The sequence below is a fragment of the Shewanella sp. MF05913 genome, assembly GCF_059758095.1.
In genome coordinates, this window is the sequence record NZ_JCAYNT010000003.1 from 74,325 (window position 1) to 89,711 (window position 15,387).

A 15,387-nucleotide genomic window follows, 5' to 3' on the forward strand; every position below is an offset into this window, starting at 1 on the left:
TTTCTGTGCCTTCTATACTGCTTAATAGCATTTTGACGTACGACTGCATGGATGCAGGAGGTAGAGCAACGCAGGAGCTGTTGCCGAGAACAACTATGCCTTCAATCCTATTACTTGCCTAGAAGGCACAGAATTCCCGCTGAATGACCAGATAATTAGTGGAATTGGTATTATTGCATTTTTAACAAAGATGATTTGCTATTAGTGCTATAAATACAATCCTCATGTTTTGGTAAGCTATAGCCAATTCTTTATGAGGGCTCACAAATGACAACTTCTCTTTTTCAACCCATTCAACTTGGCGATATCACCCTAAAAAACCGTATTGTCATGCCACCAATGACTCGCTCTCGAGCTAGCCAACCCGGTGACGTTGCTAATGATTTAATGGCAACTTACTATGCACAACGCGCCACAGCAGGACTCATTATTTCAGAAGGTACCCAAATCTCAGCCATGGGTAAAGGTTATGCTTGGACTCCGGGTATTTATACCGCAGAACAAATTCAAGGCTGGCGCAAAGTGACTGATGCAGTCCATGCCAAAGGCGGCAAAATGTTTGCCCAATTATGGCATGTTGGACGTGTCACTCACCCAGACAACATCGGCGGCCAGCAACCGATTTCATCTTCTGCACTGACAGCACAAAACGTCAAAGTGTTTATCGACAACAAAACCGATACCCCAGGTTTTGTTGATGCCGCACAACCACGCGAAATGACCATAGAAGATATTCAACAAGTCGTTGCACAATTTAAACAAGCGGCAATTAACGCAATAGAAGCAGGCTTTGATGGTATCGAACTACATGCCGCCAATGGTTACCTTATTAACCAATTTATTGATTCAGAATCGAATCAACGCACCGATCAATACGGCGGCAGTCTAGAAAATCGTTTACGCTTTCTTGATGATGTGGTCGGTTCCATGGTTGAAGCCATAGGCGCTAATCGTGTCGGCGTGCGCCTTGCCCCGCTCACCACACTAAACGGCACAGTCGATGCAGACCCAATCAACACATACACAGCAGCGGCAGCATTACTGAACAAACATAACATTGTGTATTTACATATTGCCGAAGTCGATTGGGACGATGCGCCAGATACCCCCGTCTCATTCAAACAAGGTTTACGTGACGCATTTGACGGCGTACTCATTTATGCTGGCCGTTACAATGGCGATAAAGCCCATCACGCCATTGATTCAGGCTTAGCCGATATGATTGGTTTTGGTCGCCCATTTGTTGCAAACCCCGACCTACCTGAGCGCATTAAACAAGGTTACCCATTAGCCAAACACGTGCCCGAAACCCTCTTTGGTGGTGGCGAAGTCGGCTTAACAGATTACCCAACCTACAAAGTACAAGACCACTTATTGTTTCAGCCTTTTAATGGCTCATCACTTAACACCAAAAACCGAATTGTCATGGCACCAATGACACGCTCACGCAGCTCACAGCCAGGTGATGTACCAAACCAAATCATGGCTGATTATTATCAACAACGCGCCAGTGCTGGGTTAATAATTAGTGAAGGCACACCTATTTCTGCAGTGGGCCGTGGCTACTCAATGACCCCAGGCATTTACACCGCAGCACAAATTGAAGGCTGGAAAAAAGTCACTCAAGCAGTACATGCCAAAGACGGTAAGATATTTGCCCAATTGTGGCATGTAGGTCGTCGCAGTCATTCAAGCATATCAGGCCAACAACCTGTTGCAGCTTCAGCGATTAAAATCCCTGACCAGGTGTTTGGTCCATTGCCTGAAGGTGGTTTTGGTATGATCGAAACCGAACAACCAAAAGCAATGACTCAACAAGATATCAACAATACCATTAACGATTTTGTTCAAAGCGCTAAAAATGCCGTTGAAGCCGGATTTGATGGTGTCGAAATTCATGCAGCACACGGTTACTTGTTTGACACTTTTTTACACTTAGAAAGCAATCAGCGCCAAGATCAATATGGTGGCAGTCAACAAAACAGAATGCGCTTTTTATTAGAAACGCTAACCGCAGTAGCCGATGCAATTGGTGGCAACAAAGTGGCTGTGCGACTATCACCGCATGTTGTTGAAGGGTTTACAGAAGAAGATCCAGAAATTGTTGAGTTAACACTAGCAGCATTGGCAAACATGGTGAAATTAGACTTAGCCTACGTGCACTTTTCTGAAAACATCTCACGGTACCTTAACGTGCCTGAATCGTTTCGCCAACAAGTACGCGAGGTTTACCCAAACCCAATCATGATTGCAGGCAAGCTAACCAAAGATTCAGCACAAGCACTGCTCGCCAAGCAGTATGCAGATTTAGTCGCATTTGCTACGCCGTACGTCACTAACCCAGATTTGGTTGAACGTTTCTACCATAACTGGCCACTTGCTGAATTTGACGCCGACGCACGTCTCACTCTGTATGGCGGTGATGCAAAAGGATACAGCGACTACCCGCAATACAAGGCGTAATAAGTCAAAATCAAACATGAGCTTATACCACTAACGCTATGCTACAAGCCCAAAACCAACACGGTTTCGGGCTTTTTTAACTCGTTAACGTTAACAATCAAAATCTTTACTACAAAACCTCATCCTTTAAGCGCGAGTGAACGAGTTAAAAAATACAGCGTGGTAATCGTATTCATCAATGGTAACTAAGCAAGGTTATCGACACCGCCATGCAAAGCGTTTCGGCTAAATCTAATCGATCACACTCCATAACATTATCAACAAATTGCGACCTCAATTAGCACTGCTATCTAGTCAACATAATCAATACACGGTATGGTGACACCAAACCAGAATACAGATAACGGACCTTGATTGTTTACCTACAATATCAATGGCAAAGCCAGCCGTCACTTTACCTATGCAGACCTTATTAACTGCGGCAGTACGGCGATACTGAATCAGATTGAAAACTTACCACAGCAACCAGAAACCTGGCGTGCACTGAGCTTATTGGCCACCCAAATACTCGACCCTATCGTAGATCAATTTGGCCCTATTTCACTCACTTATGGTTTTTGTTCACCTGAGCTTGCACGCTTAATTGCTAAAAATCGTAATCCGCATATCGCGCCAAAGCTTGACCAACATTGCGCTTACGAATTCAATCAAAATCAAAAACTTATTTGCGACCGCCTCGGTGCAGCATGCGACTTTACCGTGCTCAATAACCCAGCCAGCACATCAAGTGATACCCGAGCCGATAAACCAGTCGACATGCAACAAGTCGCGGCATGGATTTGTGAAAATCTTAAATTCGATCGCCTCTATTATTACGGTAAAGATCGCCCGTTACACATCAGCATTGGCCCGCAAATGAATCAATTTTTGCAAACAATGAAAACCAACGCCGACACTGGCCACCGAGTGCCATCTAAAAAAGGCCGTGATGCCGTGGCATTAACCGTCATTCAAAACGTAGATTATTGATAAGCAGTTTGAGTTTTAGGTCACTAAGCGACAAGCTAACAAACACACTAAACACTTGAGAGCATTGTAGAATATCGATAAACTCAAATGATGTAATTTATAGGGTTTGCCATGTCCACCATCGAGTTTTACAACCAACATTCCCAAGACTTTTTTGCGTCGACTGTTAATGCCGATGTCAGTGAGTTGTACCACGCTTTTTTGAGTCAATTACCGGTTAATGCTCGTATATTGGACGCTGGATGCGGCTCTGGCCGCGACAGTAAAACTTTTATTCAATTAGGGTTTGATGTCACTGCTATCGATGCCAGCGTTGAATTAGCCAAAGCCGCTTCTGATTATATTGGTCAAAAAGTTACCGTTTGTACCTTCGAACAAATAGACCCAACACTGATTTTTGATGGGATTTGGGCTTGCGCTTCTTTACTTCATGTTGAAGCAAGTGCCCTACCCAACACGTTTTCGACTTTAGCCAGCACACTGGTATCCAATGGCGTATTTTATTGCTCTTTCAAATATGGCGTACAAGAGCGAACTCATAACGGCCGTTTTTTTGCTGATGCCGATGAGTCTTTGCTTGAGCAGTGGATACAAGGCTCAGGTTTACACATTAAACAAACTTGGGTGACAACAGATGTTCGCCCAGATCGCGCAAACGAAAAGTGGCTTAATGCCATTCTTATTAAGACTGTAAAGTAGAGAAAAGACATGAAGTTAGCAGAAGGACCTGTATTAACTAGCGGTGGTAAGGACGACCCACTTTTACCAAAGTTACTGCATTCAATTAACCGTGCATCACATATCGAAATATCGGTTTCATTTATCCAGCAATCTGGACTTAAATTGCTGTTTGATAGCCTAACTGACGCATTAGATCGCGGCGCTAACATTGCTATTTTAACCTCAGATTACCTGTACATTACCGATCCTGTTGCGTTACGCGAATTAATGATTCTGCAATCTTTAGGTGCAAAAACTAAGATTTTCAAATGTGAAAACCAGTTAAGTTTTCACATGAAAACCTATATCTTCGTCCAGCAACATTCTGATTTATTAGAAACGGGCTGTGCATATATCGGCTCGAACAATATCAGTAAAACCGCTCTAACTCATGCCTTTGAATGGTGTTTACGTTACGATTTAATTGAAAATCAAGACCCAAGTGAATTTAACAATATTCGTCATCAATTTGCGCAAATATTTAATCACCCTCAAGCTATCGATCTCAATGACTCGTATATAAACCAATATGCTGAGCACCGAAAAAAGGTTAAACCGCCGTTAGCCGTGGTGGGTGAAGTTGAGCCAGAAGAACTGATCCCGAATATTGCACAACAAGAAGCTTTATATGCACTGGCACAAACGCGGCTCGCCTTACAATCAAAAGGATTAGTTGTTCTCGCGACAGGCATGGGTAAAACATGGTTGGCAGCATTTGAGGTACAACAATTTAATGCCCGTAAAGTATTGTTTGTCGCTCATCGTGAAGAGATTTTATTACAAGCTGAGCGCACATTTAAGTCGTTGTTACCTAAACTTGTGAGTGGCCATTTTAATGCCAAATCTAAAGTGTTGGATGCTGACATTGTATTTGCTTCAATTCAAACATTAGGTAAACAAGCAAACCTTAATCAAGTTAATCCAAATCACTTTGATTATGTGATTGTGGATGAATTTCATCATGCAGGCGCCAGCAGTTACCAATCATTATTAAACCACTTTACGCCGCAATTTCTATTAGGTTTAACAGCCACACCAGAACGTACCGATCAAGCTGATATTTTATCTTTATGCGATAACAATTTGGTATATGAAAAGAACATCGTTGATGGCATTGAGTTAGGTATTTTAGTGCCGTTTCATTATCAAGGCATTAACGATAAAACGGTAGATTATCGTGAACTTCCATGGCGTAACGGTAAGTTTGATCCTAAAGCACTTGAATTTACATTTGCTACACAAAAACGCGCTAAACATGTTTTTGGTCACTGGCAGACACACAAGCAGCAAAGAACATTAGCCTTTTGTGTCTCTAAAGCGCACGCAGATTTTATGACTCAGTGGTTTGCCGCTCATGGCATAAAAGCAGTTTCTGTACACAGTGACTCTCAGGTTAAGCGCGGAGAAGCCTTGAGCTTGTTAGCATTGGGCAAAATTGAAGTCATTTTCTCAGTCGACTTATTTAATGAAGGCACTGATTTACCCTCAATTGACACCATTTTAATTCTTCGCCCGACTGAATCAAAAATACTTTTTCTACAGCAATTAGGTCGCGGATTGCGCACATCGCCAGACACTAACAAAAAGTTTGTCTCGGTTATCGACTTTATTGGTAATCACATCAGCTTTTTGAATCGTCCGATGGCATTACTGCAATCAAAAAACATCAACGAGACGGTAAAGCAGCTTAATGCACCTAAACTTCATCCTGATTGTGTCATCAACATTGATCCAGAACTGATTGATTTTTGGCAGCAATTAAAACTTGATTACTCTAAAGCTGATCAACAATATCAATTACTCAACGATGATTTAGGCCATCGCCCTAGTGCGACAGAGTTTTATCATAGTGGTTATGCTTGGAGTAAATTAACCCAGCAATTTGGTAGTTGGTTTGAACTGGTGTTAAGCCAAGAGCAAGATGATGAAAAATTACAGACATTAACGCCCTATTTAACATTTTTAAGTCGCGGTGTAGAAAAAGCCACAATGAGTAAATGCTTCAAAGCCATTTTATTAGAAGCTTTTATTGAACTAGACGGTTTACACACTCCCCCCAGCATCGACGCTGTTTGCATTAAAAGTTGGCAAGTCTTTAAACGCTACCCGGAGTTGTGGACGCAAGATGTTAAAGCTGATTTACAACAAGTAGAATCTGACTCACCAAAATGGCGTAAATACTGGTTAAGCAACCCTATTACTTTTTTAAGTAAGCAAGATAGCACCGATACTCAAGCTTGGTTTAACGTTGAAGGTGATTGTCTTCACGCCAATATTGACATTGCAATTGACGATATTGATACAGTATCAAGCGCAATGCGAGAATTGGGCGAGTTACTATTAGCGCGTTACAGCCAACGTAAAACCTCGAAGACTAAAACAAAACCATCATCTGCTAATGTGATTAATTTACCCATCGAACAACCTCAAGAACACTTGCCTCAGTTCAACTTCTATCCTGATATAAAAATCGCCTGTGGTCATTTTAAAACAGGATCAAATGATAGCCGTGAAACACTTCACTTAAATTCGACTTTCAGTCGACTTGATCCCTCTATTCACTTTATTGCACCAGCTAGCGGAAACTCGATGAATGGTGGTAAGAATCCCATTCAAGATGGTGACTTACTATTACTTGAGCTTGTTACGCCAATCAATGCAGGATCGATTACTGGAAAAGTCATGGCTATCGAAATCCAAGATGACGCAGGAGATAATCAATATTTACTTCGCCAAGTGAGTAAATTGACTAACGGTCAATATCAACTCAATGCTCATAATCTTGATTACTCGCCAATGATGGCCAATGACACTATGGTCACTTTCGCGCGATTAAAGCAGGTGTTAGTTAAGTCTGACCTTGCTGATTAATCAATTAGCTAATATGTTCATCAACCAATGCTTGGGTCTGCTTATCAAATGCAATTCCCAGTGGTTCAAAATAAGCCATTAATGCTTGATAGATTTGCGCGCAGTGTTCGGCGTCTGGGTAGGCGCCGTGTTTGCTCAGTGGTGAGTTGATGGTGCTGTTGACCAGATACGGGTTGGCGATGTCGGCGTGGGTTTCTGAATACATTTCGATACTGGCTTCAAAAGCACGGGCCATCATTTCGGTGGGTTTGGCAAAGTATTGGCTGTTTTGCCGCTTGTCTAGCGCTATTGAGCGGCGAACATAGTCGTGGGGCTCCTGGCTGTTGGCGCTTAAAAAAGTGACGGCAAATAAATTCGATAACTGCTGATTTAACGGATGAGACACTAACGGTTTGTCGGCGAGCCAGTGGTCTGTGGCGCAGACAAAGCGGCTGGTGCTGCTCATGTAATCGTCGGGACTCAATAGGCTGTCGTCGATAAACATTTTATCGGCAATGTAGTGATCGAACGCATGCCAAAACTCATGAGCTAATGCCCCTGCTCCGGCATTTTTCGCTAATGCTAATTCTTTATATGATGGCGAGTAATGGGCCTGTACGCCCTTTTGCCCGCCTGAGCCAAAGGCAAACCTCAGGCTACCTCGCAGGCCGATTAACTCAGGTGGCACACGTAAAATATTGGCAAGGTCGGCCATTGAATCAAAAATCAAATTGGCGGCCAGCGCAGATTCTTGTTTATTGACCCATTTACCGACACGAATGTGGCGTAAACCAAAAGTGTCTTTAATGTCTAAAAAACTCACCGAGGCACCATTACGATAGTCTGGACCTATGCGCTCAAAATAGCGCTGGTGGTTTAATAATGAATGATGTGACGCCAAACAATACCTCTGATCAACAAACTGAACTGACACGCTTTTAACTGGTTAGCTAGTTTACAACTTTAGTGCTTTTGAACGTAGCGAAATGTTAAATTCGGATGGATGTTATATATCAATTACCGTAAACCCAACGCTGGCCACCAGCATATTTATTCGTATTTATGCAAAAATAAAAGTATTACCCTCGGTAATTTTTTAACTTCTATGCAAGACAGTGAATACTCAGTCAAAAAGGCGGTTTGTTGTTCATTGTTCAATCCGTTTCATATCATCACGATTAGTGTTATTACGGCCACCAGCAAAATTGGATCGTTTATGCTGGTGTTTATGCTTATGTTTGAGTGACTCCTTGCATCACTTCTTACATTATTTTTTATATTCTCTTTTACATTATTCTTTATATTAAGATGGGCCTTGGCGATATGTTGTTTTTACTATCTAATCTTTAAGCGCTAATCTCTAGTAGCTAAACTTTAGTGCGAGTTTTAACATAAGCATCTTGCTTTAACATTGAGCTTAAACATCACAAATGGAGCATTGTATGATCAAAAATCTTTCGCTGGCGATGACGCTGTTTTTTACATCGACTTCAGTATTCACTGCCACTTCAGTGTTTGCTGTCGACAGTTTGATTACTCATCAAAGTCAATTTTCACCTAAAATCACTGCTGATAGATTTGAGTCGATTATTAAGGATAAGGGCTTTACGGTATTTGCGCGGATTGATCATCAAAAAAATGCTGAAAATGTCGACTTGAGTTTACCTGCCACAGAGGTAATTATTTTTGGTAATCCTAAGATTGGCACTCAATTGATGCAGTGTAATCAGCAGGTCGCTATCGATTTACCGCAAAAAGTGCTGATTACTGAAGATGCGAATAACAAGGTATGGTTGTCGTATAACAATCCACAATACCTTAAGCAACGTCATAACATTACAGGTTGTGATGCCGTGCTTGATAAAGTGAGTAATGTACTTGAATCGTTAAGCAAGGCAGCAACAACGCAAAGTAAGTAGTCGTTATTTTATCACCATTGAATGTATTCACTATTTTATCTATTCACTGTTTCATCTAATCACTATTTCATCTATTTACTGTTTCATCTATTCACTGTTTCAAGAGTTAGCATTTAAAGTATCAGCAGCTGCAAGCTAATAAAAAATCCCAGTGAGCGATAAGCACACTGGGATTTTTTATTAGTGTTCACGTACACGTGTTTACTGCATTAGGGGGAAGCGCACATAAAAACGAGCGCCCTGTTCTGTGCTTGAGTCATAACCAATGCTGCCGTGCATGGCTTCTGTCAGCTCTTTACATAATGCTAAGCCTAAACCTGTGCCGCCTTTGGTTTTTGCGCTACTGGCGTCTGCTTGTGAGAATTTTTCAAAAATCTTACTTTTAAAATCTTCTGGGATCCCTGCGCCTTGATCTTGCACGGCGATTTCAATCTCGTTGTCTATAACCGATGCCGACAAGGTTACGCTGCCAGCTTGCGGTGAGAATTTAACGGCATTAGAGAGAAAGTTAGTCAAAATCTGCAATAAACGGTGTTCATCTGCGTAAATACACACATCATTTATCAGCGGTTCTTGCTGTAACACTAAAGTAATGTGGTGTAAGTCTGCATAGGGTTGATGATCGGTCAGTGCACGCTGTAACAGTGGAGCCATTTGCAGTTGTTTCATTTCGAACAACATTTTACCGGCGGCGAGTTTTTCGATATCGAGCAAATCATTAATCAATCGGCTGAGTTGCTTACAATTACTGCTGGCAATATCCATCAGCTTTTGAGCCTTTTCAGGTAAGGTGGTGATTTTTCCTGATTGTAATAGCGTTAACGCCCCATTGATTGAGGTCAAAGGCGTACGCAGCTCATGACTCACGGTTGAGATAAAATCGTCTTTAACCTTCTGTAATTTCATTCTGTCGGTAATATCTTGCAGTGACCCGACCATAATTAAATCGGGATTTTTGTCTTCTGCCACTACCTGCCCAAGCCCATGCACCCAACGAACCTCACCGCTAGGGCGAATAATTCTGTGTATGACGTTATGAATGCCAGTGACAAGCGCTTGTTGTTGGCTTTTTTCAACCTTACCGATATCGTCTGGATGAATAACACTTTTAAACTTACTGTCGCTGGGTACAAAGTCTTGCTCATCTAGGCCAAAGATTTGATAGACCATTGGCGACCACCACAAGGTGCCAAGTTTTAACGACGCATGCCAGTAACCGATTTGAGCTTGTTTACTTGCTAAATCAAGACTTTGCTGGGCAACGTTGAGCTGTTGGTTAAGATCTTCAAGTTTGAGGTAATGTTTTTTAGTTTCGGTGATATCTTGAATGTAGCCATGCCATAAGGTACTGCCGTCTACCATTCGCTCGGGCGTTGCACTGCCTGATAACCATTTAAACGTGTGATTGTCACTTGATACGCGATATTCAATCTCCCATAGGCTGAGGTCTTCAATTGAGCGCTCAATGCTGCTTACTAACAGGCCTAAATCATCTGGATGAATTTTCTCAAAGGCATTTGTGGCATCGGTGCGTACTTCTTCTGGGGTCACGCCGTAAATATCTTCAATGCCAGCGCTGGCATATGGGAATGCACTGCGGCCGTCTGGCCAGGTTTGATATTGATATACAACCCCTGGAAGCTGTTGAGTGAGTTTATACAGTTCGTCACGACTTTGTTGTGTCGCTAGTTGGCTTATTTTTTGTTCGGTGATGTCAGCATGGGTGCCGTACATCATTAAGGGTTTACCGTCATCTGTGTATGAAACCACTTTGCCCCTATCATGTACCCACACATAATGGCCTTGCTTGTGTTTCATGCGGCATTTAATGTCAAAAAATTCTTTGCTGCCGTTAAGGTGCGCGTCTAATTGAGCATCTGAGTCGGCTACATCATCGGGATGCAGCAGGTTTAGCCAGGTATCGACTGAAATAGGTTCAAGTTCTGCAAGTGTATAGCCCATAATGGCAGCCCAACGTTCGTTAAGCACAGTGTCACCGGTTTGCACATTCCATTGCCAGGTGCCAATGCGGGTTCCTTCAAGCACCGAACGATACATTTGCTCACGCGCGGCTAACTCTTCCTGAGCATGCTCTTGAAGTCTGTCCTGGATTTCTTGTTCAATAGTTTTGCCAATTTCGGTGGCTATTTGGCGTTCTTTGTCGCTAAATTTACGCGGCTTACTGTCGATAAAACACAGTGTGCCGATGTTTTCGCCGTTACTCACGAGTGGCACACCTGCATAAAAGCGAATAAAAGGGGCATTGAGCACTAACGGATTGTCGGCAAAGCGGTTATCGAGCAGTGCATCGGGCACTTCAAAAATACCTTCGCCCAAAATCGTATGACCGCAGAATGAAATATCTCGGCTCGTTTCGCAGGCATCGAGACCTTGTTTAGATTTAAACCATTGGCGATGTGCGTCCACTAATGACACTAATACGATTTCAGTGCCTAAACAGAGTTGGGCTAAATGGGTTAAACGATCAAAACGTTGCTCTGCTTCAGTGTCGAGTAAGCCCGTTTGCTGTAATACGGTGAGTCTCTTTTGCTCATTGTGCGGTAATACAGGCGTTTGCATGAGTTACTCCGAATCGTTAGTGTCTGCTGCGCTTAAGTGAGTAAGATAAAGGGCTTGTAACTCATCGCCTAGGGTCATGGCATCAAATGGTTTTTCAATGACAGCAAGGGCACCAGCATCGAGGTATTCTTGCTTTTCTGCCTGTTGAATCCGCGCGGTCATAAACACCACTGGCGTGTGTTGGCATTGTGGCGTTTTACGAAGCTCAAGCAGCGTTTGCAATCCGTCCATGCCTGGCATCATGGCGTCGAGTAAAATTAACTCTGGGGTAAATGTCTCGACTTGGGTTAAGGCCGCCTGCCCGCCATCGCAGGACACTAAGCTAAAACCAGAAATATCAACCAGCGCCATCTCTACAATGACTCGAATAGATTCATCATCTTCTACGTGTAAAATCTTATCTAACTGCATTTAGGCTCCGATTCAATTTGGTTTAGCGGTCCAAATATGGCTTTATGTTAAGGTCGGCATTTGCGAGCTTAAGCTTAATGATGCACTACACGAATAGCCCTTCGCAAATAGCACTTCAGGCGTAGCATCACGACAACGATTGGGCGAAGCCAATATCAATATCCCTTAATATTGTATTATTATTGGCGATGTAGCAAACTAAGCCATTGAATAAATACATTAGATTAGCGATTTATTTCCAAATAATGACTAAATAATACCTAAATAGCGTCACGCCTAAGTAGCATAATGCATATGTGTCTAATATGAGTGAATGCAACGTGTTGCTTTATTATCTACTGAGAACCCTGTTATGAGCGCGGATAAATTGAGCGTTACCCCTAAAACAGCAGCGTCACCGCAGACGCTTGAAGATCTGCTCAAGCCTTTTGCTGGCAAAGAGGCGTTTTATCGTCGTTTGATTGCCATTTTTGAAAAAAACTTAGCTGAGCAGCTTAATGACATTAACACCTTAATTGATCAGCAAAACACCAGGGAATTAATTGTCCTTGTACACACACTTAAAGGCACATCGGGCACAGCGGGATTTTCAGCCCTTTACCGTGCTTTATATGATTGGGAGCTTAAATTAACCCAACTTGATGCTAGCGATGCTGAACCTAACACCAGTCTTTATGCCGACTTAGGCCAGCAGATTACCGCAATTGCGCATACTGAATTAGCGCATATTCATGCCTTGTTAGCCACATCAACGAACAATCAAACACTAACAAAGCCAGAACCCGACACGGAATCGCACAACGTCACATTCTCATTAGCACAATTAACAAACGAGTTTGATGAGCTTAACCAGCTTTTACGCCAAGGCAACCTCGATGCCATTGCCCAATGCCAAGCGCTGCAAACTAAGTTAGCGGCAGATACACGATTGACTCAAGAGTTAATCGCGCTATGTGACAGCGTTGAAGCGTTAGACTTTGACACCGCGCGTGCGCAATTATCTTCACTGTCAACAAAGTTGAAATAGTGATGTCTACCAACATTAAACACGTAAGCTCATTGCCCAACGACATCATCGCTAAAGCGGAACAATTTGTTATTGTTTATAAAAAACGCATGTTTTGGTATGTCATCCCCGCGTTTAGTTATTTTTTAATGCCTGAAACCTTAGATATGTTAGCGGTTATGTTACTCGGTGGGTTTTATGCTTATGTCTTTTGTTTTTCTAGCATATCCACCCTACTTTGGCGCTTTGACCGTGTTTTATGGTGTCAGCTGTTTATCTCTTTAGCCTTAGGCTTGGGCGCTATTGTCTTTTTACGGCTGTTTGATCTGACGCATTGGTTGATACATTCTGTGGGCTTTGTACCCGATGGCGAGGTTAAGCACATTTTTGCGATTATTGCGTTTACGCCTTTGGTGGCGGCCTATGTCGACTCCTTTAAAAAAGTTGAATTAGCCTTTTATAAATCTAAGGGATATAACTATATCGGACTGTTAGGCAATCTTAATAGTATGTAGATGACGGATGAATATCGTAAATAGAAATGCCACTCAAGTTGCTTGTGTGGCATTTTTTAATTTTTCTTTCTTGTTAATTACAGCTTAATCGTGCTTCTGAGTGAGATTTTTAAAGGCTTCTAGGCGTTTCTCACCTTCAACCAATTGCATCAGTGAATACACCTGGTGTTGGGAAATCATCGGTATGACAGCTTGAACACGCATTGGGCATAATATCAAACTTAGGACAACCTACTACGTTGATTGGGTAATTGAAGTTGCCGTAACATAACCCCTTAATAGCTTCAATTTTTTGCCAGTCTTTAGTCAGTTTTGCGCCCTGTTCTGTGTATGGGCGTAACAGATCAAATCCTTTTAACGAGTCCGTTGGTGTTAATAAGTCCCAGGAGAGCGATCTCCCATCGTAACGGTGAGCACGTCCACCCGCATGTTTCATCCATGGCATGTGACAATCGGTACATTTAACATTGGCAGCATAGTGCGCGTTGAGTTTGTGTACATCACTGTCTTGTTCAGCATGGCAACTGCTGCATAAATGTTGAAAAACATCACCCAAAGACATGAGAACAATCTAAACAGTATCATTTATTATTCTGTTTATTATTTTATTACATCGGGTTTACTTGAAATAAATAACATCACTTATATGGGTTGCATCTATCTGTTTTTACAGTGATAGTGTCACTTTGAGTCGGCAAGTTTAATTATTGGGTGTTATGTCTGTTATTGGTGAAAATAAATACACTTTATATGGTGTCATTGCGATTTTATTGTGGAGTAGTGTCACTGCGTTTATACGAGACGTGTCTGAACTGTTTAGCCCTATTGCGGGGGCGGCAATGTTGTATAGCGTGAGCGCACTGTTTTTAATGTCGGTCATGGGTGTGCCTAAAATCGGTGCGTTCCCTAAAAAGTATCTGTTGATTGGTGGCAGCTTATTTCTCACTTATGAAATATGTTTAGCGTTGTCTTTAGGCATGGCGAACAGCCGACATCAAGCAATGGAAATGGCGATCATTAATTACTTATGGCCTGCACTAACCATATTATTGAGCGTTATGCTAAGCCATAAAAAAGTCAGTGGGTTGATATACCCCAGTGTTTGTATCGCATTTATAGGTGTAGCCTGGTGTATTGCGGGTGACAAAGGCATTTCAGTTGATATTTTATTAGCCAATATTGCCGATAATCCACTGACCTACTTTATGGCGTTTTCGGCTGCGTTTATCTGGGCGATTTATTGTGTTGTGACCAAAAAAATAAGCCAGGGTAAAAATGCTATCGTGCTGTTTTTTGCGGCAACGGCCATCACTTTATGGGTGCAGTATTTTTTTAGTAATGAGCCGAGTATAACGTTCTCATTATCGTCTACGGCAATACTGATATTGGCAGGTATTGTGATTGGTTCAGGTTATGCGCTGTGGAATCAAGCTGTGATTGGCGGCAATATTATTTTATTAGGCACTCTGTCTTACTTTACGCCAGTGTTTTCAACAATATTTGCCTCTGTTTACTTATCTATCTCTCTTACTGGAACGTTTTGGCAAGGTGTAGCATTAGTGACGCTAGGCTCACTGATGTGCTTTTGGGTGACACGTAATAAAAAATCACTAACAATCGCTGACAATCCCTGACAAATGACCAATAAATACTAAAAAGCACGCTTTTGAGCGTGCTTTTTCATTTATACCAATTCTATTAATTATGTGACCAATCAGAGCCACTCAGATTGTTCAGTTTGAGGCGCATTGTTGAAATAATGGTTATTCCCTTTTAAGACAATGCAACAAAGAAATGAACGGTCTGAGTGTCTCCTGCAAGGCGGGTTTCTGTGCCTTCTATGCTGCTTAATAGCATTTTGACGTAGAACAACTATGCCTACAATACTATTACTTGCCTAGAAGACACAGAACTCCCGCTGAATGACCAGATAATTAATGGAATTGGTATTACC

At 42.2% G+C, this 15,387-nt stretch carries 12 protein-coding genes and 1 pseudogene; 9 read left to right on the top strand and 4 right to left on the bottom strand.

Annotation, left to right across the window (positions count from 1 at the left end; genetic code table 11):
• Positions 1 to 267: 267 nt before the first annotated feature.
• The 5 genes and pseudogenes from AC19MV_RS06040 to AC19MV_RS06060 all read left to right on the top strand — a co-directional run.
• Positions 268 to 1,356 (top strand): annotated as a pseudogene (locus tag AC19MV_RS06040) (alkene reductase); the annotation flags it as partial.
• An 18-nt stretch (positions 1,357 to 1,374) separates the two neighbouring features.
• Positions 1,375 to 2,463: an alkene reductase gene (locus AC19MV_RS06045; RefSeq protein ID WP_498306627.1), complete on the top strand. Its 1,089-nt coding sequence runs from the start codon at positions 1,375 to 1,377 to the stop codon at positions 2,461 to 2,463.
• Between the two features lie 354 nt (positions 2,464 to 2,817).
• The gene (locus AC19MV_RS06050; RefSeq protein WP_498306369.1) at positions 2,818 to 3,432 is read left to right on the top strand and encodes a hypothetical protein; all 615 of its coding nucleotides are present in this window, start codon (positions 2,818 to 2,820) and stop codon (positions 3,430 to 3,432) included.
• Positions 3,433 to 3,543: 111 nt separating this feature from the next.
• Positions 3,544 to 4,131, top strand: a complete 588-nt coding sequence (locus tag AC19MV_RS06055; RefSeq protein ID WP_498306371.1) for a class I SAM-dependent methyltransferase — start codon at positions 3,544 to 3,546, stop codon at positions 4,129 to 4,131.
• Positions 4,132 to 4,140: 9 nt separating this feature from the next.
• Positions 4,141 to 7,023 carry a DEAD/DEAH box helicase family protein gene (locus AC19MV_RS06060; RefSeq protein ID WP_498306373.1) on the top strand — a complete coding sequence of 961 codons (2,883 nt, stop codon included), beginning with the start codon at positions 4,141 to 4,143 and terminating at the stop codon, positions 7,021 to 7,023.
• 4 nt (positions 7,024 to 7,027) lie between these two features.
• On the opposite strand, the gene AC19MV_RS06065 is transcribed toward AC19MV_RS06060, so the two are convergent.
• Entirely contained in the window at positions 7,028 to 7,903 is an 876-nt protein-coding gene (locus AC19MV_RS06065; RefSeq protein WP_498306375.1) for a CLCA_X family protein, read from the bottom strand.
• 541 nt (positions 7,904 to 8,444) lie between these two features.
• Here AC19MV_RS06065 and AC19MV_RS06070 point away from each other — a divergent pair.
• Complete coding sequence (locus AC19MV_RS06070; RefSeq protein ID WP_432400254.1) at positions 8,445 to 8,921, top strand: DUF302 domain-containing protein; 477 nt, start codon at positions 8,445 to 8,447, stop codon at positions 8,919 to 8,921.
• Positions 8,922 to 9,122: 201 nt separating this feature from the next.
• On the opposite strand, the gene AC19MV_RS06075 is transcribed toward AC19MV_RS06070, so the two are convergent.
• Together AC19MV_RS06075 and AC19MV_RS06080 are read right to left on the bottom strand one after the other, a co-directional pair.
• The gene (locus tag AC19MV_RS06075; protein WP_498306376.1) at positions 9,123 to 11,501 is read right to left on the bottom strand and encodes a PAS domain-containing protein; all 2,379 of its coding nucleotides are present in this window, start codon (positions 11,499 to 11,501) and stop codon (positions 9,123 to 9,125) included.
• Positions 11,502 to 11,504: 3 nt separating this feature from the next.
• Complete coding sequence (locus tag AC19MV_RS06080) at positions 11,505 to 11,912, bottom strand: response regulator (RefSeq protein ID WP_498306378.1); 408 nt, start codon at positions 11,910 to 11,912, stop codon at positions 11,505 to 11,507.
• A 352-nt stretch (positions 11,913 to 12,264) separates the two neighbouring features.
• Here AC19MV_RS06080 and AC19MV_RS06085 point away from each other — a divergent pair, with 352 nt between their 5' ends.
• Positions 12,265 to 12,939 carry an Hpt domain-containing protein gene (locus tag AC19MV_RS06085; RefSeq protein WP_498306380.1) on the top strand — a complete coding sequence of 225 codons (675 nt, stop codon included), beginning with the start codon at positions 12,265 to 12,267 and terminating at the stop codon, positions 12,937 to 12,939.
• A gap of 2 nt (positions 12,940 to 12,941) precedes the next feature.
• Positions 12,942 to 13,433 carry a hypothetical protein gene (locus tag AC19MV_RS06090; RefSeq protein WP_498306381.1) on the top strand — a complete coding sequence of 164 codons (492 nt, stop codon included), beginning with the start codon at positions 12,942 to 12,944 and terminating at the stop codon, positions 13,431 to 13,433.
• Between the two features lie 136 nt (positions 13,434 to 13,569).
• Here AC19MV_RS06090 and AC19MV_RS06095 read toward each other — a convergent pair whose 3' ends face one another.
• Entirely contained in the window at positions 13,570 to 13,995 is a 426-nt protein-coding gene (locus AC19MV_RS06095) for a hypothetical protein (RefSeq protein WP_498306383.1), read from the bottom strand.
• 154 nt (positions 13,996 to 14,149) lie between these two features.
• Here AC19MV_RS06095 and yddG point away from each other — a divergent pair, with 154 nt between their 5' ends.
• The gene (gene yddG, locus AC19MV_RS06100; RefSeq protein WP_498306385.1) at positions 14,150 to 15,067 is read left to right on the top strand and encodes an aromatic amino acid DMT transporter YddG; all 918 of its coding nucleotides are present in this window, start codon (positions 14,150 to 14,152) and stop codon (positions 15,065 to 15,067) included.
• Positions 15,068 to 15,387: the final 320 nt, after the last annotated feature.

Excerpts from the sequence above, each read along its gene's own strand:
- AC19MV_RS06060 (WP_498306373.1), top strand. The coding sequence starts at position 4,141 with ATGAAGTTAGCAGAAGGACCTGTATTAACTAGCGGTGGTAAGGACGAC.
- AC19MV_RS06090 (WP_498306381.1), top strand. The coding sequence starts at position 12,942 with ATGTCTACCAACATTAAACACGTAAGCTCATTGCCCAACGACATCATC.
- AC19MV_RS06085 (WP_498306380.1), top strand. The coding sequence starts at position 12,265 with ATGAGCGCGGATAAATTGAGCGTTACCCCTAAAACAGCAGCGTCACCG.
- AC19MV_RS06095 (WP_498306383.1), bottom strand. The coding sequence starts at position 13,995 with ATGTCTTTGGGTGATGTTTTTCAACATTTATGCAGCAGTTGCCATGCT.
- AC19MV_RS06055 (WP_498306371.1), top strand. The coding sequence starts at position 3,544 with ATGTCCACCATCGAGTTTTACAACCAACATTCCCAAGACTTTTTTGCG.
- yddG (WP_498306385.1), top strand. The coding sequence starts at position 14,150 with ATGTCTGTTATTGGTGAAAATAAATACACTTTATATGGTGTCATTGCG.
- AC19MV_RS06070 (WP_432400254.1), top strand. The coding sequence starts at position 8,445 with ATGATCAAAAATCTTTCGCTGGCGATGACGCTGTTTTTTACATCGACT.
- AC19MV_RS06075 (WP_498306376.1), bottom strand. The coding sequence starts at position 11,501 with ATGCAAACGCCTGTATTACCGCACAATGAGCAAAAGAGACTCACCGTA.
- AC19MV_RS06080 (WP_498306378.1), bottom strand. The coding sequence starts at position 11,912 with ATGCAGTTAGATAAGATTTTACACGTAGAAGATGATGAATCTATTCGA.